Here is a 26,464-nt window from a genome sequence, read left to right on the forward strand (position 1 = left end):
CCTACTGGAAGGTCTGCCCCAAATTGCCCGCACCGCCCAGAGGATCGGGGCCATATTTGTTCGGGCCCGGCGTACCAGGCAGACAATAGAAGATCAGGTTTGCGATCGGGATCAGAATGAACCAGCCCGATTTATCCTGGTCGTGCATGCGGCGGACTCCAACGGCGATGCTCGGGACGAGAATAGCCAGATAGAAGACCCAGATGATGACGGCGAATATTCCGGCGCCCCCACCACCGGTTACCACGCCCGTCTGGGGATCGACCGACATGGACGACGCGAACATGATACCCATCAGGATCTGAAGGACGACCATCACGATCGTCACGAACAGAGCGAACATCCAGAACTCCATCCGGGTCGAGCGGCCTTGAAAATCCGCATACCGTTTCAGCGGCATAAGCATCCATTGCATCAAACGTCTCCCTGTTAGCCTAGCGTGGGTTTTGCGATCCGTTTCATGACAATTTTCATCCGGCAGAAACGCCGGTGTGCGCCCTTGCGCCATGGTGGAGGAGTTGAAAGCGAAGGATCCCCAGCGTCTTAGCAGCCGCAGTCGATCCGTTCATCGTGATACTCCCCCGAGTCGCGAGGGTAACCTGATCCTATCCCGGTACGATTACAACCAACTCTCGCCGTATCTGTCCCTCAGCTGGACGGCGCACGCCGGCGATAGCTCAGCGCCTCGGCGACATGGACGCGCCCGACATCGGCCGCACCGGCAAGATCGGCGATCGTCCGCGCGACCCTGAGCACGCGGGTATAGCCCCGCGCCGACAGCCGCATCGCTTCGGAGGCCTGGGCCAGCAAGGTGCGTCCGGCATCATCAGGCGTCGCCACCGCTTCGAGCAGGTCGCCATCGGCTTCGGCATTGGTGCGGGCGGTTTCGTCGGCATAACGCCGCGCCTGGACCTGTCGCGCCGCCATCACGCGCCGCGCGACCTCCGCCGATCCCTCGGCCGGCGGCGGCAGGACGAGATCGGCGGCGCTGACCGACTGGACTTCGACGTGCAGGTCGATGCGATCGAGCAGCGGTCCCGACACTTTGGCCTGATAATCGGCGGCGCATCTCGGCGCGCGAGCACAGGCGAGAGACGCATCGCCGAGATGGCCGCAACGGCAAGGATTCATCGCCGCGACGAGCTGCACCCGCGCCGGGAAGGTCACATGTGCATTGGCACGCGCGACGCTGACCGTCCCGGTCTCGAGCGGCTGGCGCAGCGAATCGAGCACGCCGCGCTGGAATTCGGGGAGCTCGTCGAGGAACAGCACGCCGAGATGCGCCATGCTGACTTCGCCCGGCCGCACCTTGAGACCACCACCGACCAATGCCGCCATCGACGCCGAATGATGCGGGGCGCGATAGGGTCTCGCGCGGGTGATCCGCCCGCCGTCGAGCGTGCCGGCGACCGACTGGACCATCGACACTTCGAGCGCTTCGCCGGCATCAAGCGGCGGCAGGATGCCCGGCAGGCACGACGCCATGAGCGATTTGCCCGCGCCCGGCGGCCCGATCATCAACAGATTGTGCGCGCCCGCGGCGGCGATTTCGAGCGCGCGCTTGGCGGTTTCCTGACCCTTCACTTGCCGGAGATCGGGGCCGGCAGCCGGTTCCACGGCCTCGCCGGGCTGCGGCGGACCGATCAACTGATTGCCCTTGAGGTGATTGAGCAGGCCAATCAGGTCAGGCGCGGCGATCACGTCGATCGACCCAGCCCAGGCCGCTTCGGCGCCTTGGGCGGCCGGGCAAACCAGCCCCTTCCCTTCGCTCGACGCATGGAGCGCGGCGAGCAGGACGCCCGGCGACGGCGCGATTCGGCCGTTCAACCCAAGTTCGCCGACCACGACCAGCTCGCTCAGCGTCTCGGCGTCGACCACGCCCATCGCACCGAGCAGACCAAGCGCGATCGGCAGGTCGAAATGCGTCCCTTCCTTGGGCAGATCGGCGGGCGACAGGTTCACGACGATGTGTTTGGGCGGCATCGACAGCCCCATCGCCGCGATCGCGCCGCGCACGCGCTCCCGGCTCTCCGCCACCGCCTTGTCGGCGAGTCCGACGACGATAAACTTGGGCAAACCGGGAATCAGCTGCACCTGCACTTCGACCGCGCGTGCTTCCAGTCCGAGATAGGCGACGGTGGAAACGATGGTGGTCATTGATGCTCCCTGACCCCTACTTACCCTGCTATCCCGCCGGCGCGATTGGCTTTAACGCCATTTTGGCGCCATCTCACGTGTCTTGTATCGCCAAGACACCGCCCCCATCTGTCGACAATGCCGGCTGACCGTTCCGCGTTGACTTCAGCCGCGCTCTCGCTTAAGCGCGCTCCCCACAAGGCCGTCCCCGTGGCGGCCCTTTTCAATTTCGACGTACAGGGAATGAACGATGAAGCGGACCTTTCAGCCGAGCAACCTGGTGCGTGCGCGCCGGCACGGCTTCCGCGCGCGGATGGCGACGGTGGGCGGACGCAATGTGATCCGTGCGCGTCGCAATCGCGGCCGCAAGAAGCTGTCGGCGTAACACCCGACCCTGCTTTGCAAGATGATTCGGCCAGCCCGCCTCCTTCGGGAGCGCGGGCTGGTGCCGTTTCTGCGACCGTTGTGACGCTGACGAAACGGCGCGATTTCCTGGCGGCCAATGCCGGCAAGCGCGCCCCGATGCCCGCCTTCGTCCTGCTGGTCCGCCGTCGCGACGATAAAGATGCGACGATGCGGGTCGGCTATACGGTCACCAAGAAGATCGGCAACGCGGTCGTCCGCAACCGCATCAAGCGGCGTTTCCGGGCACTAGCGCATGATGTGCTGAGCGTCAGTGGCGTCGCCGGCGCGGATCATGTGCTGATCGGACGCGCCGACGCGCTGACTCGTGACTTTGTCCAGCTCAAGGCCGACCTGACCAAAGCGCTGGCGAAGGTTTCGCGATGATCGCCAAAATGCTGATCGCACTGGTTCGCCTGTGGCAAATCGGCCCTTCGGCGATCATGCCGCCGACCTGTCGCTATCAGCCTTCGTGTTCGGCCTATGCAATCACCGCGCTTCGCCGCTATGGCGCGCTGAAGGGCGGGTGGTTGGCAATGAAGCGCATCGCCCGGTGCCATCCCTGGGGCGGGTACGGGCCCGACCCCGTTCCCTGATTTTCTGATCGAAGGTTCCTGAGCGCGTGAAGAACGACAATCGCAATTTTATCATGTTCGCGGTGCTCGCGGTGCTGCTGCTGTTCGCATGGCCGCTGGTCGTGAACCGGATCATGCCGCCGGCAAACCCGCCGGTCACCAAGATCGAGGGCGGCAAGACCCAGGTCCAGCCCAATCCCGCCGCGCCGACCGCCGCGAACCCGGGCGCGGTGCGCGATACCAAGGTCGTGCTGAGCGAGACCGCGGCGCAGCGCGTGCCGATCGACACGCCGACGCTCAAGGGCTCGATCAACCTCAAGGGCGCGCGGATCGATGACCTGCTGCTGACCGAGTATAAGGACACAATCGAGAAGAATTCGCCGCCGATCCGCTTGTTGTCGCCGGCAGGCACAGCCGGCGCCTATTTCGCGGAATTCGGCTGGCAGGATACCGGCATCAAGTCGCCGACTCCCGACACCGTCTGGACCGCGACCGGCAGCGTGCTCGCGCCGGGCAAGCCGGTCACGCTGACCGCCGCCAACGACGCGGGCCAGCGCTTCCAGATCGATCTCGCCGTCGACCAGGATTACATGTTCACCGTTCGCCAGAGCGTCATCAATGGCGCCGCGCAGCCGATCAAAGTCGCGCCCTACGGCCTAGTCAACCGCGCCGAGGCGTCGAAGGACCTCGACAGCTGGTCGATTCAGGTCGGTCCGATGTCGGTCCACAACGGAGCAGCCGACTATGATGTCAACTGGAAGGACGTCGACAAGGCGCCGCAAAAGTTTTCGACCACCGGCGGCTGGCTCGGCTTCACCGACAAATATTGGCTGACGGCCCTGGTCCCCGATCAGGAGGCGGCCTTCGCCGGCGAGTTCCAGTCGACCGGCAAAGGCGGGTACCAGGCCGATTACGCCCGCGTCGCAAAGGAGGTCGCGCCCGGCCAACAATTGTCCCAGACAAGCCGGTTCTTCGCGGGTGCGAAGGAAGTACGGTTGCTAGACCGCTATACCGACAAGGAAGGCATCGCGCTGTTCGATCACGCCGTCGATTGGGGCTGGTTTCGGTACATCGAAAAGCCGATCTTCTATTATCTCGACTGGCTGTTCCGCATGGTCGGCAATTTCGGCGTGGCGATCATGCTGCTGACCCTGACGATCCGCTTGCTGATCTTCCCGATCGCGCAACGCCAGTTCGCCTCGATGGCGCAGATGCGCGCGATCCAGCCCAAGATGAAGGCGCTGCAGGAAAAGCATAAGGACGACAAGCAACGCCAGCAGCAGGAAGTGATGGCGCTGTACAAGACCGAGGGCGTCAATCCGCTCGCCGGCTGTCTGCCGACCTTCCTCCAGATCCCGATCATGTATTCGCTATACAAGGTGCTGATGCTGACGATCGAAATGCGGCACCAGCCGTTCGTCGCCTGGATCAAGGATCTGTCGGCGCCCGATCCGCTGACCCCGCTCAATTTGTTCGGCATCCTGCACTTCACCCCACCGCACATGATCGCGATCGGCGTGGTGCCGATCCTGCTCGGCATCTCGATGTGGCTGCAGTTCAAGATGAACCCGCAGCCGATGGACGAAGCGCAGAAGCAGGTCTTTGCGCTGATGCCCTGGGTGTTGATGTTCGTGATGGCGCCGTTCGCGGTCGGCCTTCAGGTCTACTGGATCACCAGCAACCTGCTGACCGTGCTGCAGCAGCGGATCCTCTACGCGCGGCACCCTGCCCTCAAGCAACCGGTGGTCAAATAACGTGAGCGAATTCGATGAGGACGCGATCGAGGCGGCGCGTAAGATTTTCGCCGGGCCGGTCGCGTTCCTCAAATCCGCCCCTGCGCTCGAGCATCTGCCCGATCCCGTGGTCCCAGAAGTCGCGTTTGCCGGCCGGTCGAACGTCGGCAAGTCGTCGCTGCTCAACAAGCTGACCAATCGCAACTCGCTCGCGCGCACGTCGAACACACCGGGACGGACGCAGGAGCTCAACTTCTTCGACGTGGGCGAGCCCCTCGCCTTCCGGCTGGTCGACATGCCGGGCTATGGCTTCGCCAAGGCGCCGAAGGATGTCGTCAGGAAATGGCGGTACCTGGTCAACGACTTCCTGCGCGGGCGTGACGTGCTCAAGCGCACGCTCGTGCTGATCGATGCGCGGCATGGCATCAAGGATGTCGATCGCGAGATCATGGAGATGCTCGACAAGGCAGCGGTCAGCTATCGCCTGGTCCTGACCAAGGCCGACAAGATCAAGCCGACCGAACTCGACAAAGTCGCGGCCGAGACTGCGGAAGAGGCGCGCAAGCGCCCCGCCGCGCATCCCGACATCCTGTCGACCTCGAGCGAGACCGGGCTCGGCATGCCAGAATTGCGCGCTGCGGTGATCGAGGCACTCGGCTAGATTTCGCGAGCCGCTCTTCCTAAGGGTCGCGCAAACGGACCCCGGGGGAGCTTGCATGAAAAATATCGGCCTTGTCGCGGCGCTGGCGCTCATGGCGTTGCCGGCGATTCCTGCGGCATCGCGCGACAAGGCGTCGCCGACGATCGACCGCGACAAAGTCCTTGCCGAAGAAATTCTTCTCGCTGGACCAGGCTTGCGCGGTCGCGGCAGTGCCACTGCCGACGAGGCCATCGCCGCCGGATATGTCGCTTCGTTGTTCCGCGATTCCGGGCTGCGCCATGCGCCCGGCATGGACTCCTATCTCCAGACGGCGCCGCTGACCCGGCGCGCTATCGCCGGGCCGCCGGTCCTGACGATCGACGGCAAGCCGGTGGCAGGCGCAACGCTGTTGTTGACGGGCGGCGGGACTGCCGGCGGCAAGGCCGTCATCGTGACCCGCCCCGATGGCGACATCCCCTCGGCCGACGTCGTCGTCTATACCGGCCCTGCCGACAGCCTGATGACCTTTGCCCGCAAGCTGCGCGGCAAGGGAATCAAGCTGGTGCTGGCCGCCGAGAGCGACGCCAGCCGCAAGTTCCTGGATATGATCGGCGGCAAGCCATCGCTGCCGACGACGATCGAGGGCACGCCCAGCCGCCGCCCGCCGATGACGGTCGCGACGATTCCCGCCGAGACGCTGGCCGGCATCGCGGCGGGCGCCGATGTGTCGATCCAGGTCCCGATCGCAACCACCAGGGCGACCACCACCAATGCGATCGGCTATCTGCCGGGCACCGATCCCAAGGCAGGCGTGATCCTGCTGTCGGCGCATCTCGATCACCTCGGCGTGCGGCCGGACGGCACCGTCATGCCCGGCGCCAATGACGACGCTTCCGGCACGGTCGCCGTCATCGAACTCGCCCGCGCCTTTGCCGCGATGGGCCGGCAGAAGCGCGGTATTCTGTTCGTCGCTTATGGCAGCGAAGAGATTGGCGGTCTCGGCTCGACCTGGTTCGGCGAGCATCCGCCGGTGCCGCTCACCGATCTCGTCGCCAATATCGAGTTCGAGATGATCGGCGCGCAGGATCCCAAATTGCCCAAGGGCGCGCTGATGATGACCGGTTCGGAGCGTTCCAATCTGTTCGACATGATGAAGAGCCAGGGTGCGCTGATCGCTGCCGATCCTTATCCGGAGCAGAGCTTTTTCGAGCGATCGGACAATTATTCGCTCGCCCTCAAGGGGATCGTCGCCCACACCCTGTCGGGCTGGGCGGTGGTGCCGACCTATCACCAGCCGACCGACACGGTCGAGAATCTCGATATCGATTATATGACGAAGGCGATCCGCTCGCTGGTCGCACCGGTCCGCCTTCTGGCGTCTGGCGGGTTCAAGCCGGAGTGGAAAGCCAACGGCCGCCCGAAATGATGAGGACTTGAACCGATCGCTCCCCAAGCTACATACCGGACAATCGAAAAATAAGGGAGGATCGAATGACCACACCGACCAAGGGCCTCGAACTGCGTTCGCTGGTGTCCGACGGCAAGCTCGAATTGTCGCTGGTCGATGTCGAATTGTCTCCTCCCGGCCCGGGCGAAGTGATCGTTCGGATCGAGGCGGCGCCGCTCAATCCATCCGACCTCGGCCTGCTGACCGGCCCCGCCGATCTCGCCACGCTTGATCAGCGCGGCACGGCTGACCGTCCGCTGCTGACCGCCGAGATTCCCGAGCAGCGCATGCCGATGGTGCGCGCGCGGCTCAATGAATCGATGCCGGTCGGCAATGAAGGCGCCGGAACGGTGGTCGCCGCCGGCGATGGCGCCGAGGAGTTGATCGGCAAGACCGTCGCGGTGATCGGTGGCGGCATGTACACCCAGTACCGCAAGGCGCGATTGAGCGACCTGCTCCCCTTCCCCGACGGTGTCACCGCACGCGAAGGCGCGTCGGCCTTCGTCAATCCGCTGACCGCGCTGGCGATGGTCGAGACGATGCGCGCCGAGGGGCATAAGGCCCTGGTCCATACCGCCGCGGCGTCGAACCTCGGCCAGATGCTCAACCGCATCTGCATTGCCGATGGCGTGAGCCTGGTGAACATTGTCCGTTCGGCCGAGCAGGCGAAGATCCTGCACGATATCGGCGCCAAATATGTGGTCGATTCGACCTCGGAAAACTTCCGCGACGAACTGGTCGACGCGCTCGCCGAGACCGGCGCGACAATTGCGTTCGACGCGATCGGCGGCGGCAAGCTAGCCGGTCAGATCCTCGCGGCGATGGAAGTCGCCGCCAATCGCAACGCGACGACTTATAGCCGCTACGGATCGAACACCTACAAACAGGTCTATATCTACGGCGCGCTCGACCTCGGACCGACCTTGATCGGCCGCGATGTCGGGTTTTCCTGGGGCGTCGGCGGTTTCCTGTTGACCCCGTTCCTGATGAAGGCCGGCGCCGAGGTGGTCGGTCGCATGCGCGCGCGTGTCGCCGCCGAAATCCGCACAACCTTCGCCAGCCATTACACCGCGGAAATCTCGCTGGCGGAAACGCTCGATAAGGACACGCTGCTCGCCTACAGCGCGAAGAAGACCGGCGAGAAATATCTGATCGTGCCGTCCGCGAGCGGCTGATCCGCCATCAATCGCCGTTGATGAAAATCGCCATCATCCACTTGCCGTCGCGCTTTCGAAAGATCGCGCGATAGGCGAGCGGGTTGCGCAGGAAATCGACGCGGACATAACCATCCTTGCCCTCGTCAGTCTTCACGTGCGTCCATGCGCTGTCCTTCTCGTCAATGACGGTCAGGATGTCCCAGTCGAGCAACGCCACGACCGGGCTGTCTGTATTCGGACTGGCGCGCAGATTGACCCGCGGCCGGCTAGGCACGGTGGTCGCGAACGTGTCGCGCGACTGCGGCAGGCGCGCATACATATAAGGAATGCTCGCCTCGCCCCGATCGAGTGCGCAGCCGAGCGACAATGCCAGATCGAGTTCGACCCACAGGTTCGATGACGCGGGGTGGATCAGGTCCCATTCCTTCGCGAACCCCGCTTTGCCCGGGATGCCGACATCGAGCGAATATTCGATGTCCGGCATCGTGAGCGCCAGCAATGCCTTCGCGTCCTTGCGCGCGACGATGCCCTTCAATGTCGTGCGGAACGCGGCGAACGACGCATCCGCGGCACATTCGTCACGTGGCGGCAGCTTGTCCGCGCGTGCCGTGGCGGGAAGGGTCATGGCAGCCAGCGCCGCGAGCAGGGCGATCTTCATACGCCACAAGGCATCATGCGTGGGCACCCAAGTCAATCGCCGCGATCGAGAGCAGCTATACAACTGAAATCATTCACATAAACGAATACTTCGGACCATTCCGCGCAGCGAAAAGGCGCCGCCACGACAAGCTGCGGGGGATCGAAATCGCCAGTCCGGCATTGAGCAACATCAAGTCGTAACGGACGCGATACCGTTAACGGTGGTTGTTTGTAGGATGGAGTCTCGATGGGAAATTGTGCAACCGGCGTCGCCGGGCTGGATGAAATCCTAGCCGGTGGTCTAGCGAAGGGCAGGTTGTTTCTTGTCGAAGGCAGCCCAGGCACCGGCAAGACGACGATCGCCAGCCAGTTCCTCATGTCCGGCGCGGAAAACGGCGAACGGGTACTCTATATCACCTTGTCCGAAACCGAGGAGGAACTGCGCGACGGCGCGGCGTCGCACGGATGGGAATTCCCGGACAATTTCGAAATCTTCGAGCTCGTCCCGCCCGAAAGCCTGCTCAACGACGAACAACAGCAGAGCCTGCTTTACTCATCCGACCTCGAACTGGGTGAAACGACGAAGCGGATATTCGAAGCTTTCGAGCGCGCCAAGCCGGCGCGGGTGGTGCTCGACAGCCTGTCCGAAATCCGTCTGCTCGCGCAAAGTTCGCTGCGTTATCGCCGCCAGATCCTGGCGCTGAAACACTATTTTTCGCACAATGACGCGACCGTGCTGATGCTCGACGATCTGACCGCGGATGTGATGGACAAGACCGTGCACAGCGTCGCGCATGCCGTGATCCGGCTGGAGGAATTGTCGCCCAATTATGGAGCGGAGCGGCGGCGAATGCGCGTGATCAAATATCGCGGCCGCCGCTATCGCGGCGGGTACCACGACTTCGTCATCGAGACGGGTGGCGTCCGCGCCTTCCCACGGCTGGTGTCGGCCGAACATCGGGCCGATTTCAAGCGCGAGACGGTGCCAATCGACAATCAGCGTCTCAACGAACTGCTCGGCGGGGGATTCGAGCGCGGCGCCAGCAATCTGATCCTGGGACCCGCCGGCACCGGCAAGTCGCTGCTCACGCTCAGCTTCGTCCAATCGGCGATCATGCGCGGCGAAAGCGCGGCGATGTTCATCTTCGACGAGGAACTCGGGCTGTTGTTCGAGCGCTCCAAGGGGTTGGGCATCGATCTTCCGGCGATGGTCGACACCGGAAGGCTGGTGATCGAACAGATCGACGCCGCAGAACTGACCCCGGGGGAGTTCTCCGAGCGCGTGCGTGTTTGCGTCGAAACGCATGGCGCGCGGACCGTCGTGATCGACAGCCTCAACGGCTATCAGGCGGCAATGCCCGAGGAGCAGGCACTGATCCTGCACATGCACGAATTGCTGCAATATCTGAACCGCCAAGGCGCGACGACCTTCCTCACGGTCGCGCAGCACGGCCTTGTCGGCGACATGAAGTCGCCGGTCGATGTGACCTACCTGGCCGACACGGTCATCCTGTTGCGCTATTTCGAGGCGTTAGGACGGGTCCGGCGCGCAATGTCGGTCGTTAAGAAACGCACCGGCTTTCACGAGGATACGATCAGGGAGTTCATGATCGACAAAAATGGCATCACGCTCGGCGAACCGCTCACTGCCTTCCAGGGCGTGCTGCGCGGCGTGCCGAGCCTCGTCGGCGATGACAGCGCCAGCCTCCTCGAGGTCAAGCGCGGGTGAGCCTCCCTTGAATCGTACCATCGACGAAGGCGCCGTCATCCTGGCGCCGCACGGGCGCGACGCCATCGTAGCCGAAGCGATGTTGCGCGAGGCGGGTCTCGAGGCAGCCGCCCTTCCCGATCTTCCTGCGTTCGTCCGCGCGTTACGGAGCGGTGCCGGCTTCGCGATCGTGACCGAAGAAACGCTGCGCAGCGCCGATCTGCGCGACCTAGCAGGTTTCATTGCCGATCAGGCCGAATGGTCCGACTTTCCCTTCATCGTTCTGACCGCGCGCGGCGGTGGGCTCGAGCGCAATCCAGGTGCGGTGCGGTTGCTCGAGACGCTGGGCAACGTCACCTTCCTCGAACGTCCCTTCCACCCCACGACGCTGATCAGTCTGGCGCGAGCGGCGCGGCGCGCGCGACGGCGGCAATATGAGGCAAGAACGCGGCTCGAGGACATCCGCGCGGGCCAGGAACGTCTGCGCGTCGCGCTGAACGCGGGCGGGCTCGGCGCCTGGACGATGGAGCTCAGGACCAACACGCTGCACGCATCGCCCGACTGCAAGGCACATTACGGCCGGCGCGCGGACGAGTCGTTTGACTATGATCAACTGATTGCCGCGATCCATCCCGACGACCGCGAGCGAATGCGCGCGGCGGCCGATCGTTCGATAGAAACGGGTGCCCATTTCGACGTCGAATATCGCACCTTGTGGCCCGACGGCTCGCTCCATTGGGTTCAGGTCAATGGGCGGCTCGAGCGTGACGACCGTGGCAGGATCGAGCAGATGGTCGGCGTGTCGCAGGACATCACGGCACGTCGCCGCACGGAAAGCCATCAAGCCGCACTGATCGCGCTAGGAGATGGCCTACGCCAGATGACCGACCCGACCGCGATGTCGTTCCTGGCGGCGCAAATCCTGGGGTCGACGCTCGGCGTCAGCCGGGCGGGATATGGCATCATCGATCCGGTGGCGGAAACCGTCACGATCGAGCGCGACTGGAACAGCGCGGGGACCGAGAGCCTGGCGGGCGTGCTCCACTTTCGCCACTATGGATCTTATATCGAGGACTTGAAGCGCGGCGAATTGGTGGCGATCGCCGATGCCCGCGAGGACCCGCGCACGGCCTCCACTGCGACGGCGCTGGAAGCGATCCACGCGCGCGCGGTGCTCAATATGCCGTTGGTCGATCATAACAACTTCGTCGCGTTGCTCTATCTCAACGACAAGGGTCCGCGCGCGTGGATCGCGGAAGACGTGGCGTTCGTCCGCGACGTCGCCGATCGTACGCAGACAGCAATCGAGCGGCGCCAGGCCGAAATCGCACTAGCAGCGCTGGCGGAGTCGCTCGAGCGCCAGGTCGAGGAGCGCACGCGCGAAAGCGAGGCCGCGCAGGAGCAATTACGCCAAGCACAGAAAATGGAGGCGGTCGGTCAGCTGACCGGCGGATTGGCGCACGATTTCAACAATCTCCTCACCGGCATTTCCGGCGGGCTCGAGTTGATCGAGATGCGCATCAAGCAGGGCCGGACCGCGGAGATCGACAAATATGTCGAGATGGCGCGCAGCGCGACCAAACGCGCGGCCGCGCTCACGCATCGGCTGCTCGCTTTCTCGCGGCGCCAAACGCTCGACCCACGGCCCACCGACGTCAACCGGCTGATCGCCAATATGGAAGAATTCCTACGGCGCTCGGTCGGCCCGGAGATCGAGCTCGAAGTGGTCGGTGCGGGAGGGTTGTGGACGACCTTGATCGATCCCAACCAGCTCGAGAATGCGCTGCTCAATCTCTGCATCAATGCGCGCGACGCGATGCCCGACGGTGGCCGCATCACGATCGAAACCGCAAACAAATGGCTCGACCATGCCAGCGCGCGCGAGCGCGATTTGCCACCCGGCCAATATATCTCGCTATGCGTGACCGACACCGGCACCGGCATGTCCGCTGAGACGATCGAACGCGCGTTCGACCCGTTCTACACGACCAAGCCGCTGGGCGAGGGAACCGGGCTCGGCCTGTCGATGATCTATGGCTTCGTCCGCCAGTCCGGCGGCCAGGTGCGGATCTATTCCGAACTTGGCCAGGGCACGACGATGTGCCTGTATTTTCCGCGGGTGCATTCGCGCGAGGATGCGGAGCAGGAATCGCCCCTTCATGCGCTGCCGACGCCGTCCTCTGGCGGCGAAACCGTGTTGGTGGTCGACGACGAGCCCGCAATCCGCGCGCTGATCGCCGATGCCCTCGCCGATTTGGGCTATACCGCGATCGAAGCGGGAGACGGGGCTTCGGGGCTGGCGATGCTCCAGGCCAACCCCGCAATCCAGCTACTGGTCACCGATGTCGGCCTGCCGCGCGGAATGAATGGCCGTCAATTGGCCGATGCGGCACGAGTCGAACGCCCCGATCTCAAGGTGCTGTTCATCACCGGCTATGCCGAGAATGCGGTGATCGGCAACGGCCAACTCGAGCGCGGGATGCACGTCCTGACCAAGCCGTTCGCGATGGACGCGCTGACCAGCAGGATTCGCGAGGTCATCGGCGACTGAGCAACAGCCGATCAGTCGATCGAGTGTGCATTCACCCGCTTGCCGCGCCCTACCCGTCTCTCTATCCCGCAACGCCATGCTCAAGCTCATCATCGGCAACAAAGCCTATTCAAGTTGGTCGCTGCGCGGCTGGCTGGCGTGCAAACAATCGGGACTGGCGTTCGAGGAAGTCGTCGTGCCGCTCTACGACGCCGACTGGGACAAGCGCCGCCAGGGTGACGAGTTCGCGCCGTCATCGGGCAAGGTGCCGATCCTGTGGGACGGCGACATCGTTGTTTGGGACAGCCTGGCGATCGTCGAATTCCTCAACGACAAAACCGGCGGCGACAAATTCTGGCCCAAGGACGAAGCTGCGCGCGCGATGGCGCGGTCGATGGCCGCAGAGATGCATTCGGGGTTCGCGGCGCTGCGCAACAAGCACGGCATGAATATCCGCCAAGTCTATCCGCCCCAGCGGCCCGATGACGACGTGGTCGCCGAACTGACCCGGCTGATGGAGATCTGGGCGCAAGCTCGCGCACGGTTCGGCGGGACCGGGCCGTTCCTGTTCGGCGAATTCGGCGCAGCGGACATCATGTACGCGCCCGTCTGTACGCGCATCGTGACCTATCAATTGCCGGTCGCGCGGTTCGCAGCGGCCTATGTCGAGGCCGTGCTGACGCACCCATTCATGCAGGACTGGATAGCCGGTGCGCAGGAAGAAGAATGGGTGATCGAGAAATTCGAACACGCCGCGGCGAATAGCTAGGTGCGGATGATGCAGTGTCATTGCCCGCGATCCGGATGACCGCCGAGCGATGGATACCGACCAAGTCAATCTCGTCCGAGACAGTTTTGTCCAGATCGTGCTCGACTCCGATGCTGCCGCGCGGTCGTTCTATGACCGCCTGTTCGAACTCGCCCCTGAAACCCGTCCGCTGTTCAGGAATGAAATGATCACACAGGGCCGGCATCTGATCGAAGCGCTGGGCAGGATCGTCACAGGGCTGAGCAAGCTGGACGACATGCGGCCCGGCCTACGCAAGCTGGCGGAGCGGCATGTCGATTACGGGGTGGAGGACCGCCATTATGCGGTCGCCGGCAACGCGTTGATGTACATGATTACCGTGCATGGCGGCTCTGCACTCGACAGCGCGACGATCGAGGCCTGGAAGACGGCCTACGCGCTGATCGCGGAAGTCATGATCGCTGCCAGCAACGACTATCGCGGATTGCGTACGCCGCCCTGACGGCCGGCCGCGGGTCAGAACAATGTCGTCAGCAAGTAGAACAGCGCGCCGACCGCTGCCGATGCCGGGATCGTGACGATCCAGGCGACGACGACATCGCCCGCGACACCCCAGCGTACCGCGCTCGCGCGCTTGGCGACGCCGGCACCGATGACGCAGCCGGTGATCGTATGCGTGGTCGATACCGGGATGCCGAGCAGCGACGCGGTGAACACCATGATCGTCCCGCCGGCCGAGGCGCTGAATCCCTGATGCTGCGATAATTTGGTGATGCGGCTGCCCATCGTTTCGATGATCTTCCACCCGCCCATCAATGTGCCCAGGCCCATCGCGATATAGCAGCTGATCGCCACCCAATGCGGCACTTCGAACTTGCCGTGGAGATAGCCGGTCGAGAACAACAGCACGGTGATGACGCCCATCGTCTTCTGCGCGTCGTTGAGGCCGTGGCTGAGCGAATAGGTGCCAGACGAGATCAGGTGGAGCACGCGGAAGCTGCGTTCCGCGCCGCGGTTGCTGGCACGCGAGAACATCCAACTCGTCGCCAGCATGATCAGCATCGACAGGATCATGCCGAGCACCGGCGACAGCACGATCGCGATCAGCGTCTTGTTGAGCCCATTCCACTGAATGCCGGTCATGCCGGCATGCGCGACGCCCGCCCCGATGATCCCGCCGACCAAAGCGTGGCTCGAGGATGACGGAATGCCCTTCAGCCAGGTCACGATGTTCCAGAACATCGCGCCGATCAGCGCGCCGAAAACGACCCCCGGCGTCACCAGATTCTTGTCGATCAGCCCCTGCCCGATCGTCGACGCGACCTTGTGCAGACTGGGGAAAGTGATGGTCAGGAAATAGGCGGCGAAGTTGAACACGCCAGCGAAGAGCACCGCATGCACCGGTTTCAACAGCCTGGTCGATACCACTGTCGCGATCGAGTTGGCGGCGTCGTGCAGGCCGTTCAGGAAGTCGAACGCCAGCGCGACGAGGATCAGGCCGACTAACAGCGGAAAGGCAAGGTCATGCATCGACTGGGCTCAGGCGTGATCGATGACGATGCCGTCGATCTCGTTGGCGACATCCTCGAACGCGTCGACGATCCGTTCGAGATGCTTGTAGACTTCGCGCGCGACGATGAATCGCAGCGTATCGTCGCGGCCATATTCGACGAAGCTCCGCTTCACCCCGGCGCGGTGGATGTCGTCGGCATGGCCTTCCATCCGGACCAGGCGCTCGGTCAGTTCATGCAGGCGCCCGGCGTTGCGACCTACATCGCGCAGTAGCGGCATCGCCTCGGCGGTCAGCCGTGCGGCGTCGACGATGATGCCCGCCATGTCCTTCATTTCCTGTTCGAACTCGCGAACCTCGTACAGGTCGATCGCCTGCACTGCGGCCTGCATCTCATCGATCGCATCGTCCATCGAGCCGATCAGGCTGGTGATGGTACCGCGGTCGAACGGCGTCAGGAAGGTTTCGCGCACGGTCTTGAGCACCGCGCGGGTGATCTCGTCGGCGTCGTTCTCACGCTCGATCACTTCGCGAATATGGTCGGACGCCGCGCCCGTTCCATCCTGAAGCAGCCGCGACAGTGCGTCGGCGGCGGCGGTGACCGTCAACGAGTGCGCCTCGAACATCTCGAAGAAGTTGCCAGTCTTGGGCAACAGGCGCTGAAACCAGGCGAACATGGGACTGATCCTCGATTTGGTAGCGGCGGCAAAGCCGGTGCGGCGCGCGGCCGCCTTGAATTCGGACGGGCCGAACGAACGGATGAGGTCGCTGAGATCGGGCTCGTCGACCATCGACGCCGCTTCGGGAAGGCTGACCCAGCGGCGCTCGCGCTCGCCTTGTTCCTTCCACGCCGTCAGCTCGCGATTGACCGCGAGCGGAAAGACCTCGACGTCGATCATCAGCGACGCGCCGTTCTTTTGCCGTTTGCGATAGCGATAGGTGCCGAGCGGTGTCGGACAGACGAGCCCCTGCACCCCCGCTTCCTCCTCGGCCTCGATCGCGGCCGCGGCATGAGCGACCACTCCCGAAGACGGATTGCCCTTGGGAATGACCCAGCGACGGTTTTCGCGCGAGGTGACGAGCAGGATGCGGATCGGAGCGTCGCTGGCGGCGCCTTCGGTCCGGTACGGCAAAGCCGCGATCTGGCGAATTGTCAGAACTCCCTCATTGGCGGCCACGCAAGCGACAACCGGCCGATCGTTCCGCTAGCATCCGGTGCGGCCGCGCGCCATCACAAAACCGCCAAAACGGTCTGCCGATCAGAACCTGCCCCCATCCTTTCGCCGTTGCTCGCCGACCGCCCCAGCCAGATGCATGTCGATATCGGGATAATGGCAATCGCTCGCTCCCCGACCGCCGACTGCGATGAACACGCAGTCGCTCGCCGACCGGTTCTGCAGCACATGGCCGTTGCCGTCACCCTTCGGGAAGGCGGCGATGTCGCCCGCGCGCATGGGAGTTTCGCCCTCGTCGTCGACCAGCACCGCTTCGCCCGATAGCATGACGACGAACTCGTCCTCACCTTCGTGCCAATGGCGCTGCGACGACCAGGCGCCGGGCTTGAGCGTCACATGGCTGAACCCAAAATCGGTGATGCCGCTGGCCGGAGCGAGACGCCGATACCAGCGCTCCTTCACCACGTCAGCATAGATCGGCGGATAGCCGGTGGCATTGGTTTGGGGGATCGCGTCGAGGTCGATCTTGGGCATGGCTATTTTCCCCTGGGAGGATTCGCCGTCAGGCATTGTTCGGCGAATGGCATCGCGTCGCCCCCCGAAATGTCGTCGCGATCGTCATCCGTCGCGACGACCTTCGGGAAGCGCGTTCTGATCGCCGCGGCCACCGCCTGCACCCGCGCAATGCGCGCCTCGGTCGGCGTCCGGTCGGGCCCTCCGGCCGCGCTTTTGCTGTCGAGCATTTCGCGCGCCAGGCGGACGGCGTCGTCGAGCCGGTCGGCAGCGGCGACGCAATGGCCGGGGGTGATGTCGACAGGCGCGTTATCGTCGGATTGCTGCGGCAAGAGCGATGCGGCGGCGAGAAGGAAGAGGATAGGCATTGGTGATTCTCCGCACCCCCGTACGCGCAGACCTTTCCCTTCCCGTCGTTGCAAGGCAAGAGGCGGAGCCTGTCCAACCGGGGAATGCCGTGCCCAACGTCGTCGAACTCACCAAGGCGTTGATCGCCGCCGAAAGCGTGACGCCCGCCCAGGGTGAAGCGTTCGATGTGCTTGCCCAGGCGCTGAGTGTGATCGGGTTCGAGATCGACCGCTTCACCGTCGGCGAGGAGCCCGACGGCCCGGTCGAGAACATGATCGCGATCCGCCACGGCAGGGGCCCGCATTTCGCCTTTGCCGGGCATCTCGACGTGGTGCCGCCGGGCGACGGCTGGGCCAGCGCTGCGTTCGCCCCGGAGGTTCGCGGCGAGCTGCTCTACGGCCGCGGCGCGGTCGACATGAAGGGCGCCATCGCCGCTTTCGTCGCGGCAGCGGCGCGGGCCGAAGGGCCGACGCTCAGCCTGTTGATCACCGGCGACGAGGAAGGCCCCGCCATTTACGGCACGCGCGCGATTCTCGATCGGATGGCGGCGCGCGGATTGACGCCCGATTACTGCCTGGTCGGCGAGCCGACCTCGACCGCGCGGCTCGGCGACATGATCAAGATCGGGCGGCGCGGGTCAGTCAATATCTGGGTCGACGTGCCGGGGCGCCAGGGCCATGTCGCCTATCCGCATCTCGCCGACAATCCGATCCCCAAACTAGTCGCGGCGTTGGCGGCGATCGACGCGATCGAGCTCGACCGGGGCACCCATTGGTTCCAGCCGTCGAATATCGAAGTGACCGATGTGACCGTCGGCAACCCGGCGACCAACGTCATCCCCGCCAAGGCATCGGCGCGGATGTCTATCCGGTTCAACGACGAGCAGAACGGCGAGGATCTGGTCGCGTTGATCGAACGGACAGTGAAGACGCACGCCCCAGACGCGCAGGTGATCGCGCGCATTTCCGGCGAGGCGTTCTTGACCCAGCCGGGCGAACTCTCGGCACTGGTCACGCGCGCGATCGAGAAGGTCGCGGGCGTCGTGCCGGCCTTGTCGACCACCGGCGGGACGAGCGACGCACGCTTCCTGTCGCAACTCTGCCCCACGGTCGAGTTCGGGCTGGTCAACGCGACGATGCACAAGACCGACGAGGCCGTCGCGCTGGCCGATCTCGCCGATTTGGTCGACATTTATGCGGAAATCATCGCGGCCATCAGGTGATCGGCCTTGAGCTTCGAGAAGGTCCGCCGCGGCCGCAAATCGGCGTGTGGTGCGTGACACGCTCGGCTAAGCTGTTCGGAAATTCCTGAACATAGGACGATTCGTGGCCAGCTCACCGATAGCGCCCCAACTTTCTCCAGTCGGCGAGATATTGCGCGAATGGCGCGGCGCGCGGCGCATGAGCCAGCTCGACCTTTCGCTCGATACCGGGATTTCGACGCGGCATCTGAGCTGTATCGAGACCGGCAAGGCCCGTGCAAGCCGCGAAATGGTGGCGCGCCTGGCCGATGCGCTCGACATGCCGCTGCGCGACCGCAATGCGCTGCTCCGCGCCGCCGGCTATGCCGCGATCCATCCCGAAAGCGAGCTCGCCGCCCCCGCGCTCGACCGCGTGCGCCAGGCGATCGACCTGATTCTGGCGCACCAGGAACCCTATCCCGCTTTCGTCATCAGCCGGCATTGGGAAGTGCTGGAGGTCAATCAGGCGGCGATCCGGATGAACAAGCTGCTGCTCGGCGATTGGCAAAGCGCGCACAGCAATCTGATCCACCAATTGTTCGATCCCCATGACTTCCGTCAGGTCATCCTCAACTGGCCCGAGGTCGCGCGGCGGTTCGTCCGGCATCTGCACGACGACCTCGCCGCCAACCCGACCGACCGCCGCTCGCGCGCGCTGCTCGATGCCGCTTTGTCCTATCCGGGCGTGCCCCAGCGTTGGCAACTTGGCGATGCCGACGATGATGGCGACCCGATCGTCACCTTCACCTTCGCCAGCCCGCGCGGCGAGCTACGCTTCTTCGAGACAATCACCACCTTCGCCGCGCCGCACGATGTGACGCTCGACGAAATCCGCATCGACTGCACCTTCCCCGCCGACGATCACACCGCCGCGGTGTGCGCCGAACTGGCGCGGGCGGGTTAGGCGGGAATTAACCTGACCGGCAGGCCGTCCCTGGGTCGCGGGATCGGGAACATCTGCCAGGCATCGCCCGCACCCGGATCGATTTCGATCCGATAGCGCGTCAACAGGTGCGCGATCAGCAGCTTCATCTGCATCTGCGCGAAATGCAGGCCCAGGCACATATGCGCACCGCCGCCATAGGGCACCCAGGCGAAGCGATGCCGGCCTTTCGACGCCTCGGGCGTGAAGCGCATCGGGTCGAACCGCAGCGGATCGGGCCAGATGTCGGCCATGCGGTGCGTCCAGGTGACGCCGATTCCGACATTGGTGCCAGCCGGAATGTCGAAGCCGCCAAAGCTGAAATCGCGCAGCGCGCGACGCGGCAGTGAGGGTACCGGCGGCATCAACCGGAGCGCCTCGCGGAAAGCGTAATCGGTCAAGGTCAGACGATCGAGTTGCTCGGTCAGTGGCAATTGCGCGTCGAGGCCGGCAATTTCCTCGCGCAACCGTTGCTGCCAATCGGGATTGCGCGCGAGCAGCATGACCAGGGTCGTCGCCAACGAGGTGATCGTGTCGTGCGCGGCCATCATCAGGAAGTTCATGTGATCGGCAATCGCGGCCGCCGACAGCTCCTGCCCGTCCTCGTCGGTCGCGCGGCAGAATTGTGAGAAGAAGTCCTCGCCATTGCCGCCCCGCGCGTCTCGCCGCCGCGCCGGGATCTCGCGTTCGAACCAGTCGATCAGATAGGCGCGAGCTTTGACGCCCCGCCGCATCATCGTGCCGGGCAGCGGCGAGCGGATCGGCGCGACGCTCGCCTGGACCTCGTCGACGAATGCCTGGTTGATGCGATCGGCTTCGGCCCCGAGCGACACGCCGAGAAAGCTCGTCGCGGCGAGATCGAGCGTCAGCTTCTTGATCGCGTCGTAGAAGCGTAGGCTGCCGCCCCATTCGCCGATCCGCGCGGCGATCCCGGCATCGAGCTGGGTGGCGTAATGCCGCATCGGCTCAGGCTTGAACGCGACCGACAGCGTCTTGCGGTCGGCGCGATGCTTGTCGAAATCCATCAGCATCAGCCCGCGCGGGAACAGCAGATTGAGCAAGGGGCCCCAACCCTGCTCGGAGGAGAACAAGCGGTCGCGATCGAACAGGACGAGTTCGTTGGCATCGGGGCCGAGCAGAGTTACGCTGGTGCTGCCGAGCGCGCGATTGCGATAGACCGGTCCGAAGCGCTCGAACATCTCGCGCCCGAACTTGACCGGATCGGCCAGCAGGCGAAGCGAATTACCGAGGATCGGCAGGCCATCGTCGCCGGGGATATGCGCCAGCGACCGCGCCGGGTTACGCGGCAGCCAATGCGGATTGGCGCCAAACGTGTGGGCGTAGGCCATGTTGTTGGTTACCGCAGCCGAGCCTCAATAGCCAATCGCCCGGTCGCCCGAAACGCTTAGTGGCCGCTGCCATGATGTCCGCCACCATAATCGCCAGCGCCCCCGTCGCCTCCGGAATACCAATTGTCGTGATCGCCGCCGCTAGCTATGCCGCCCTTGGGTGGCGGCATCTTGACGACGATCGCAATGACCAGAGCAATCAGGCCAACGCCCGTGATGACACCGCCGGCGGCGACGACCCAGATCACTCGACCGTGACAGACTTCGCGAGGTTGCGCGGCTGATCCACATCGGTCCCCTTCACCACGGCCACATGATAGGCCAGCAACTGCACCGGCACCGCATACACCAAGGGCGCGATCAGCGGGTGGACTTTCGGCATCTCGATCGTCGCCAGGCAGCCATCGCCCGCTTCGGCCAGGCCCTCGGCGTCGGAGATCAGCACGATCTTGCCGCCGCGCGCCTGGCTTTCCTGCATGTTACTGACGGTTTTCTCGAACAGCGGCCCGGACGGCGCGATGACGATGATCGGCACATTTTCGTCGATCAAGGCGATCGGCCCGTGCTTCATCTCACCCGCGGCATAACCTTCGGCATGGATGTAGCTGATTTCCTTTAGCTTCAGCGCGCCTTCCAACGCCAGCGGGTAATCAGGGCCGCGGCCGAGATAGAGCACGTCGCGCGCGGGCGCGATCAAATGCGCCATGGCCGCGATCGCATCGTCATAAGCGAGCGCGGCGTTGAGTGCGGCAGGCGCCTCGATCAGGTGGCGGACAACCTGGACCTCTTCCTCGCGGCTCATCTTGCCCTTGACCACCGCCAGATGCGCGGCGAGCGCGGCGAGTACCGCGAGCTGGCAAGAGAATGCCTTGGTCGAGGCGACGCCGATCTCCGGCCCGGCATGCGTCGGCAACAACAGATCGGCTTCACGTGCCATCGTGCTGGTCGGCACGTTGACGACGACGGCGATCTTCTGCGCGGCTTTCTTGGCATGGCGGAGCGCCGCAAGCGTGTCGGCGGTCTCGCCCGACTGACTGATGAATAACGCCAAGCCGCCATCCTCGAACACCGGATCGCGGTAGCGGAACTCGCTCGCGACATCGATATCGACAGGCACACGCGCGAAGCTCTCGAACCAATATTTGGCGACGAGCCCGGCATAGAAGCTGGTGCCGCAGGCGACGATGGTGATGCGCTTCACCGTTGACAGGTCGAAATCCATCTGCGGCAGCGCGACGGTCTGCTCGACGCCGCGGATGTACGAGCGCAAGGTCTGCGCGACGACGATCGGCTGCTCGTGGATCTCCTTGAGCATGAAGTGACGGTAATTGCCCTTCTCGATCATCGCGCCGGTCGCGCCCGAAATGGTGATCTCGCGTTCGACCGGATTGTTCTCGGCGTCGAAGATTTGCGCGCCCTCGCGGGTGATGACGACCCAGTCGCCCTCATCGAGATAGGCGATACGCTGGGTCAGCCCGGCCAGCGCCAGCGCGTCCGAGCCGAGATAGGTTTCGCCCTCGCCATAGCCGACCACCAGCGGCGAGCCGAGCCGCGCACCGATCAGCATCTCGGGATGCTCGCGGAAGGCGATCGCCAGCGCGAAGGCACCACGCAATTGCGGCAGAACCTGCTGGACCGCCTCCTGCGGCGATTTGCCCGCCTCGACCTGCTCGCTGACTAGATGCGCGACGACTTCGGTATCGGTCTCGCTCTCGAACACGCGGCCGCGCGCCTGGAGCGCTTCGCGCAGCGGCTTGAAATTCTCGATGATGCCGTTGTGGACGAGCGCGACTTCCTTCGTCGCGTGCGGGTGGGCGTTCGACGTGGTCGGTGCCCCATGTGTCGCCCAGCGGGTATGCGCGATGCCGGTCGTGCCGGGCGCCGGATCGGCGGCGAGCACCGCCTCGAGATTCTTGAGCTTGCCCTCGGCGCGGCGGCGGATCAGTTGGCCGTCCTGGACGGTGCAGACGCCGGCCGAATCATAGCCGCGATATTCCATCCGCCGCAGTCCTTCGACCAGCCGACCCGCAACCTGTTCCTTGCCAACAATTCCGATGATTCCGCACATGGTTAGGGCGCCTTCTTACAAAACATAGGGAACACGGATACCAGGCATATTGGCCGGGAAATCCTTGGTATTGCGAGTGACGAGGACACGCCCGCGCACCATTGCGCTGGCGAGAATGATAGCGTCGGGTGATTTGAGGCGCGGACGCTCGCGGCGCAAGGCGGCGGCACGCGATGCTATCTCGGCGTCGATTTCGTCGACCCCGAACCCGGAAAGGAACGCCTCGACATCGCGCAGCATCGCGCCCGACCCTTTCGACAGCACTTCTACCCATACCATCCGGCTGATCCAGACGCGCGTGCCCAGACCGATTGCCCGGCGAATTTCGGCGCGCGCCGGATCATAGCCGACGAGCGCGTCGGTCACGATATTGGCGTCGAATGAGTAACCGCTCACTTGATGAGCGGCTTCTTGGGATCGGGATAGCGCCCCGCGAGCATATCGAGATGGATCTGGCGCTGACGATCGTCCTCGGCATCGAACAAATCGGGGAATTCCGCCCTGACCTCTTCGTAATCGTCGTCCCAAGGGCGAGTCGACGCGGCGCGTTCGCGCCGCTGCCACTCGACCGCGTCGCCGATATCGTCCCGGTCCCTCCACGCGCCGAACCCGCGCTCGATCCACTCAGTACCGTTCGTAGGCTGCGAGTGCGCTTTGTAGGTTGCGACCGCTTCACGCAGCACCGACGCGCGCGATCTCCCCAACTCGGCCGCGCGCTGGTCGAGCCATTTCAGGTCTTCATCAGGCAGGTCGGCGAGGATACGCGTCATAACGATATCTAGATATCATATCATGATATCATGTCAACTGGTCGGAAAGTTAGTATCAACGAATTGCCGAGAAAATTCGGCCGGATCTGGCTGCGTTCCATAGGCTTGAACGAACGGCTCACGACCCTTTTCCCAAATCTCGCGGATCCGGCCAGGGAGCGCCGATGGGAACTCCATTTGCTGCGCAACGATTTCGTCCCAGCTCCCTTCGAAGCCAAGGGTCTGGCGAAGCTTTGGCTCCATGGCGGTTAACGTTTCGGCGACTCCCTGATCGAGCTCGCCAATCGCGTGCAATACATAGCAATCGAGAAATCGGAGGAACGGCTTGCCGATGTAGCGATCGCTCATTTCGCAGCCTTCTTCGCCGCCATCATCTCGCGGAACCGCTTCGCCCAGCCCGGCTTGGTCTGCTGGTCGGGGCGAACGAGGCGCAACGCATCGGCCTCGACATCCTTCGTCACCGTCGACCCCGCGCCGACTATCGCGCCCGCGCCGATCGTCACCGGCGCGACCAGCGCCGAGTTGGAGCCGATGAACGCGCCCTCCCCGATCACCGTCTTGTACTTGAAGAAGCCATCGTAATTGCAGGTGATCGTGCCCGCGCCGATGTTCGCGCCCGCACCGATTTCGGCGTCGCCGAGGTAGGTCAGATGGTTGGCCTTGGCGCCCTTGCCGAGCACAGCCTTCTTCACCTCGACGAAATTGCCGACCTTGGATTTCTCGCCCAGCACCGCGCCGGGGCGTAACCGGGCATAGGGGCCGACCTCGGCGCCGCTGCCGATCGTCGCGCCCTCGATATGGCTGAAGCCGCGGATGGTCGCACCGTCCGCAACCGCGACGCCGGGGCCGAAAAAGACATTGGGCTCGATCAGCACGTCGCGGCCGATTTGCGTGTCGAAGCTGAACCAGACGGTCGCGGGATCGACTAGGGTCGCACCGTCGGCCATTGCCTGGACGCGGCGCCTGGCCTGCCAGCTGGCATCGACCGCGGCGAGTTCGGCCCGGCTGTTTACCCCGGCGACTTCCTCGGCATCGGTCTCGACCACTACCGCGCCGCGACCATCCCGGACCGCCAGCTCGGCAAGGTCGGTAAGATAATATTCTCCCGCGGCATTGTCGTTGGTAACCTGCGCGAGCAGCCGGAACAGATCGGTCGAGCGCACCGCCATCAGGCCCGAATTGCACAGGGTCACCGCGCGCTCGTCGGGCGAGGCGTCCTTATATTCGACGATCTTCGCGATGCGGCCATCGGCGTCTGCAATGACGCGGCCATAAGCGGCGGCATCGGCGGGACGGAAGCCGAGCACGACGACGCTCAGGTCACCCTCGCCGTGGAGCCGCTCGGTCATCCGCGCCATCGTGGCGGTGGAGACCAGGGGCACGTCACCGTACAGGATCAGCACGTCTCCGTCGAAGCCGGAGAGCGCCGCCTCGGCCTGGCGCACGGCGTGGCCAGTACCGAGTTGCTCGGCCTGGATCGCGACCTCGACCCCGAGCGGGGTCACCGCCGCCTCGACCTGTTCGCGACGCGCGCCCGCCACGACGACGATCCGTTCAGGATCGAGCACTTGCACATTGTCGATCAGGTGAAGCAGCATCGGCCGCCCCGCGATCGGGTGAAGCACCTTGTGCAAGTCGGATTTCATCCGCGTGCCCATGCCGGCGGCAAGGATGATCGCGGCGATTGGATTGGTCATGACAGGGGTCTCCGTGGCCCGCGCCCTGCCACGAACATATTGCCTTTTCCATAGCGTTGCTGGCAGGCGGCGTCGGGATGAACGATTTCCCCTTTGGCCTGGTCGGCTTCGACCTCGATGGCACGCTGGTCGACAGTGTCGCCGACCTGGCAGCGGCAGTGAACCATGCACTGGCCGAGATCGGGCGGGCGCCGCTGGCAATCGACCAGGTGCGGCCGATGATCGGGGGTGGGTCTGGCGTGATGCTGCAGCGGGCGCTGATCGCGACGGGCGGAGACGAGCAACTCGACGACCTGCTTCCCGGAATGCTTGCCTTTTATACCGCGCATATCGTCGACCATACGCGCCCATTTCCGGGCGTGGTCGAGGCACTGGATGCGCTGCGAAAGCTGGGGATCACCTTGGCCGTGGTGACCAACAAGCGCGAACACTTCTCCTTCGCACTGCTCGATGCGCTGGGCTTTACCGATCGCTTCACCTGCATCATCGGCGGCGATACGCCGGGTCTCACGGCGATGAAGCCCGACCGCGCGCCGATCGACCTCATGCTGCACAGATGCAACAGCTCTGGGCCCGCAGCCTTTGTCGGGGACTCGATCTATGACGTGGACGCGGCGCGCGCCGCCGGTGTCCCGGTTGCGTTGTTCGCTCCTGACGGCGGCGGCATTCCAGGCGCTAACGCCGTTTTCACTGAGTATCGCGACTTGCTTCAGACGCTCGCGCGCATGGCTGAGACCCAGCCAGCTATTTGAGCAAAGCCGCCGATTCGACGTGATAGCCGATCAGCACCGGCTTCCCGCTGTTCAACCGATAGACGAAATTCTCGCTCGCGGGTCCGCTCGAATAGACGCTGGCATAGCTCGCCGTGAACGTGTGATCGCCATTGTTGATATTGTCGTTGAACCCCTGCCGCGCGGTCGACCGGAAAGTGCCGAGCTTGGCGTGGATCTTTTCGATAAAGACAGGAAAGTCGACGCCGCCATTCTTGATTTCCGGTCCGGCCGCGGCGGCGATCGCCGCGAACTGACCGTTGTTCAGCTTGGCGTGGAAATCGGCCACCGCGGAATCGGTGGCGGACATGTCCTGCCCCATCGAACAGCCCGCCAGCGCCGCCGCGGCGGCCAGCACTATCGCGAAACGCATCGTCGCCCTCCTGT

Annotated in this window: 29 protein-coding genes; 14 read left to right on the forward strand and 15 right to left on the reverse strand. The window is 64.2% G+C overall.

Translation table 11 applies throughout. The features are described from left to right. Position 1: 1 nt before the first annotated feature. Both AC1DSD_RS07615 and AC1DSD_RS07620 read right to left on the reverse strand, forming a co-directional pair. Complete coding sequence (locus AC1DSD_RS07615) at positions 2-415, reverse strand: DUF805 domain-containing protein (RefSeq protein WP_478029331.1); 414 nt, start codon at positions 413-415, stop codon at positions 2-4. 233 nt (positions 416-648) lie between these two features. Then, complete coding sequence (locus AC1DSD_RS07620) at positions 649-2,157, reverse strand: YifB family Mg chelatase-like AAA ATPase (protein WP_478029332.1); 1,509 nt, start codon at positions 2,155-2,157, stop codon at positions 649-651. Positions 2,158-2,386: 229 nt separating this feature from the next. Between AC1DSD_RS07620 and rpmH the strand changes: the two genes are divergently transcribed. The 7 genes from rpmH (at position 2,387) to AC1DSD_RS07655 (ending at position 8,108) form a co-directional block, all read left to right on the forward strand. Continuing rightward, positions 2,387-2,521 (forward strand): 50S ribosomal protein L34, encoded by a 135-nt coding sequence (gene rpmH, locus AC1DSD_RS07625; RefSeq protein WP_066589281.1) that lies wholly within the window; start codon positions 2,387-2,389, stop codon positions 2,519-2,521. A gap of 80 nt (positions 2,522-2,601) precedes the next feature. Continuing rightward, complete coding sequence (rnpA, locus tag AC1DSD_RS07630; protein WP_478029333.1) at positions 2,602-2,925, forward strand: ribonuclease P protein component; 324 nt, start codon at positions 2,602-2,604, stop codon at positions 2,923-2,925. After that, positions 2,922-3,134 (forward strand): membrane protein insertion efficiency factor YidD, encoded by a 213-nt coding sequence (gene yidD / locus AC1DSD_RS07635; protein ID WP_478029334.1) that lies wholly within the window; start codon positions 2,922-2,924, stop codon positions 3,132-3,134. The genes rnpA and yidD overlap by 4 nt, the downstream gene beginning before the upstream one ends. 26 nt (positions 3,135-3,160) lie before the next feature. Then, positions 3,161-4,867: a membrane protein insertase YidC gene (gene yidC, locus AC1DSD_RS07640; RefSeq protein WP_478029335.1), complete on the forward strand. Its 1,707-nt coding sequence runs from the start codon at positions 3,161-3,163 to the stop codon at positions 4,865-4,867. A gap of 1 nt (position 4,868) precedes the next feature. After that, positions 4,869-5,507 carry a ribosome biogenesis GTP-binding protein YihA/YsxC gene (gene yihA, locus AC1DSD_RS07645; protein WP_478029336.1) on the forward strand — a complete coding sequence of 213 codons (639 nt, stop codon included), beginning with the start codon at positions 4,869-4,871 and terminating at the stop codon, positions 5,505-5,507. Between the two features lie 55 nt (positions 5,508-5,562). Then, entirely contained in the window at positions 5,563-6,912 is a 1,350-nt protein-coding gene (locus tag AC1DSD_RS07650; RefSeq protein ID WP_478029337.1) for a M28 family metallopeptidase, read from the forward strand. Between the two features lie 65 nt (positions 6,913-6,977). Next, positions 6,978-8,108, forward strand: coding sequence for a zinc-binding dehydrogenase (locus AC1DSD_RS07655; protein ID WP_478029338.1), 1,131 nt, complete (start codon positions 6,978-6,980; stop codon positions 8,106-8,108). Positions 8,109-8,115: 7 nt separating this feature from the next. On the opposite strand, the gene AC1DSD_RS07660 is transcribed toward AC1DSD_RS07655, so the two are convergent. Next, complete coding sequence (locus AC1DSD_RS07660; protein ID WP_478029339.1) at positions 8,116-8,748, reverse strand: SH3 domain-containing protein; 633 nt, start codon at positions 8,746-8,748, stop codon at positions 8,116-8,118. 228 nt (positions 8,749-8,976) lie between these two features. Here AC1DSD_RS07660 and AC1DSD_RS07665 point away from each other — a divergent pair, with 228 nt between their 5' ends. The 4 genes from AC1DSD_RS07665 (at position 8,977) to AC1DSD_RS07680 (ending at position 14,217) form a co-directional block, all read left to right on the forward strand. Continuing rightward, positions 8,977-10,458 (forward strand): ATPase domain-containing protein, encoded by a 1,482-nt coding sequence (locus AC1DSD_RS07665; RefSeq protein ID WP_478029340.1) that lies wholly within the window; start codon positions 8,977-8,979, stop codon positions 10,456-10,458. 7 nt (positions 10,459-10,465) lie between these two features. Next, a complete protein-coding gene (locus tag AC1DSD_RS07670) occupies positions 10,466-12,988 on the forward strand; it encodes an ATP-binding protein (protein WP_478029341.1) in 2,523 nt (840 codons plus the stop codon). 76 nt (positions 12,989-13,064) lie between these two features. Then, on the forward strand, positions 13,065-13,736 hold the full coding sequence (locus tag AC1DSD_RS07675) for a glutathione S-transferase family protein (RefSeq protein WP_478029342.1): 672 nt from the start codon (positions 13,065-13,067) through the stop codon (positions 13,734-13,736). Between the two features lie 49 nt (positions 13,737-13,785). After that, positions 13,786-14,217 (forward strand): globin domain-containing protein, encoded by a 432-nt coding sequence (locus AC1DSD_RS07680; RefSeq protein WP_478029343.1) that lies wholly within the window; start codon positions 13,786-13,788, stop codon positions 14,215-14,217. A gap of 14 nt (positions 14,218-14,231) precedes the next feature. Here AC1DSD_RS07680 and AC1DSD_RS07685 read toward each other — a convergent pair whose 3' ends face one another. The 4 genes from AC1DSD_RS07685 to AC1DSD_RS07700 form a co-directional block, all read right to left on the reverse strand. After that, complete coding sequence (locus AC1DSD_RS07685; RefSeq protein ID WP_478029344.1) at positions 14,232-15,245, reverse strand: inorganic phosphate transporter; 1,014 nt, start codon at positions 15,243-15,245, stop codon at positions 14,232-14,234. A 9-nt stretch (positions 15,246-15,254) separates the two neighbouring features. Beyond that, positions 15,255-16,358 (reverse strand): DUF47 family protein, encoded by a 1,104-nt coding sequence (locus AC1DSD_RS07690; protein ID WP_478029542.1) that lies wholly within the window; start codon positions 16,356-16,358, stop codon positions 15,255-15,257. A 126-nt stretch (positions 16,359-16,484) separates the two neighbouring features. Then, on the reverse strand, positions 16,485-16,934 hold the full coding sequence (locus AC1DSD_RS07695) for a cupin domain-containing protein (protein ID WP_478029345.1): 450 nt from the start codon (positions 16,932-16,934) through the stop codon (positions 16,485-16,487). A 2-nt stretch (positions 16,935-16,936) separates the two neighbouring features. Next, positions 16,937-17,281 carry a hypothetical protein gene (locus AC1DSD_RS07700; RefSeq protein ID WP_478029346.1) on the reverse strand — a complete coding sequence of 115 codons (345 nt, stop codon included), beginning with the start codon at positions 17,279-17,281 and terminating at the stop codon, positions 16,937-16,939. An 89-nt stretch (positions 17,282-17,370) separates the two neighbouring features. On the opposite strand from AC1DSD_RS07700, the gene dapE reads away from it, so the two are divergent. Then, positions 17,371-18,483 (forward strand): succinyl-diaminopimelate desuccinylase, encoded by a 1,113-nt coding sequence (gene dapE, locus AC1DSD_RS07705; protein WP_478029347.1) that lies wholly within the window; start codon positions 17,371-17,373, stop codon positions 18,481-18,483. Positions 18,484-18,661: 178 nt separating this feature from the next. Then, a complete protein-coding gene (locus AC1DSD_RS07710; RefSeq protein WP_478029348.1) occupies positions 18,662-19,405 on the forward strand; it encodes a helix-turn-helix domain-containing protein in 744 nt (247 codons plus the stop codon). On the opposite strand, the gene AC1DSD_RS07715 is transcribed toward AC1DSD_RS07710, so the two are convergent. Genes AC1DSD_RS07715 through glmU form a run of 7 tightly spaced genes read right to left on the reverse strand, consistent with a single transcriptional unit; the run spans position 19,402 to position 25,307 of the window. Continuing rightward, positions 19,402-20,772: a cytochrome P450 gene (locus AC1DSD_RS07715; protein ID WP_478029349.1), complete on the reverse strand. Its 1,371-nt coding sequence runs from the start codon at positions 20,770-20,772 to the stop codon at positions 19,402-19,404. The genes AC1DSD_RS07710 and AC1DSD_RS07715 overlap by 4 nt on opposite strands. 56 nt (positions 20,773-20,828) lie before the next feature. Then, positions 20,829-21,020 carry a hypothetical protein gene (locus AC1DSD_RS07720; RefSeq protein ID WP_478029350.1) on the reverse strand — a complete coding sequence of 64 codons (192 nt, stop codon included), beginning with the start codon at positions 21,018-21,020 and terminating at the stop codon, positions 20,829-20,831. After that, positions 21,017-22,840: a glutamine--fructose-6-phosphate transaminase (isomerizing) gene (glmS, locus tag AC1DSD_RS07725; RefSeq protein WP_478029351.1), complete on the reverse strand. Its 1,824-nt coding sequence runs from the start codon at positions 22,838-22,840 to the stop codon at positions 21,017-21,019. Before glmS ends, AC1DSD_RS07720 begins: the two co-directional genes overlap by 4 nt. Positions 22,841-22,855: 15 nt before the next feature. After that, positions 22,856-23,236, reverse strand: coding sequence for a PIN domain-containing protein (locus tag AC1DSD_RS07730; RefSeq protein ID WP_478029352.1), 381 nt, complete (start codon positions 23,234-23,236; stop codon positions 22,856-22,858). After that, positions 23,233-23,610 carry a ribbon-helix-helix protein, CopG family gene (locus AC1DSD_RS07735; protein WP_478029353.1) on the reverse strand — a complete coding sequence of 126 codons (378 nt, stop codon included), beginning with the start codon at positions 23,608-23,610 and terminating at the stop codon, positions 23,233-23,235. Before AC1DSD_RS07735 ends, AC1DSD_RS07730 begins: the two co-directional genes overlap by 4 nt. Positions 23,611-23,643: 33 nt before the next feature. Beyond that, positions 23,644-23,958 (reverse strand): hypothetical protein, encoded by a 315-nt coding sequence (locus AC1DSD_RS07740; protein WP_478029354.1) that lies wholly within the window; start codon positions 23,956-23,958, stop codon positions 23,644-23,646. Continuing rightward, entirely contained in the window at positions 23,955-25,307 is a 1,353-nt protein-coding gene (gene glmU, locus AC1DSD_RS07745) for a bifunctional UDP-N-acetylglucosamine diphosphorylase/glucosamine-1-phosphate N-acetyltransferase GlmU (protein WP_478029355.1), read from the reverse strand. Before glmU ends, AC1DSD_RS07740 begins: the two co-directional genes overlap by 4 nt. 77 nt (positions 25,308-25,384) lie before the next feature. On the opposite strand from glmU, the gene AC1DSD_RS07750 reads away from it, so the two are divergent. Beyond that, entirely contained in the window at positions 25,385-26,059 is a 675-nt protein-coding gene (locus tag AC1DSD_RS07750; protein ID WP_478029356.1) for an HAD hydrolase-like protein, read from the forward strand. On the opposite strand, the gene AC1DSD_RS07755 is transcribed toward AC1DSD_RS07750, so the two are convergent. Then, positions 26,052-26,450 carry a hypothetical protein gene (locus AC1DSD_RS07755; RefSeq protein ID WP_478029357.1) on the reverse strand — a complete coding sequence of 133 codons (399 nt, stop codon included), beginning with the start codon at positions 26,448-26,450 and terminating at the stop codon, positions 26,052-26,054. The genes AC1DSD_RS07750 and AC1DSD_RS07755 overlap by 8 nt on opposite strands. Positions 26,451-26,464: the final 14 nt, after the last annotated feature.

Source organism: Sphingomonas sp. P4_D12 (assembly GCF_056401895.1).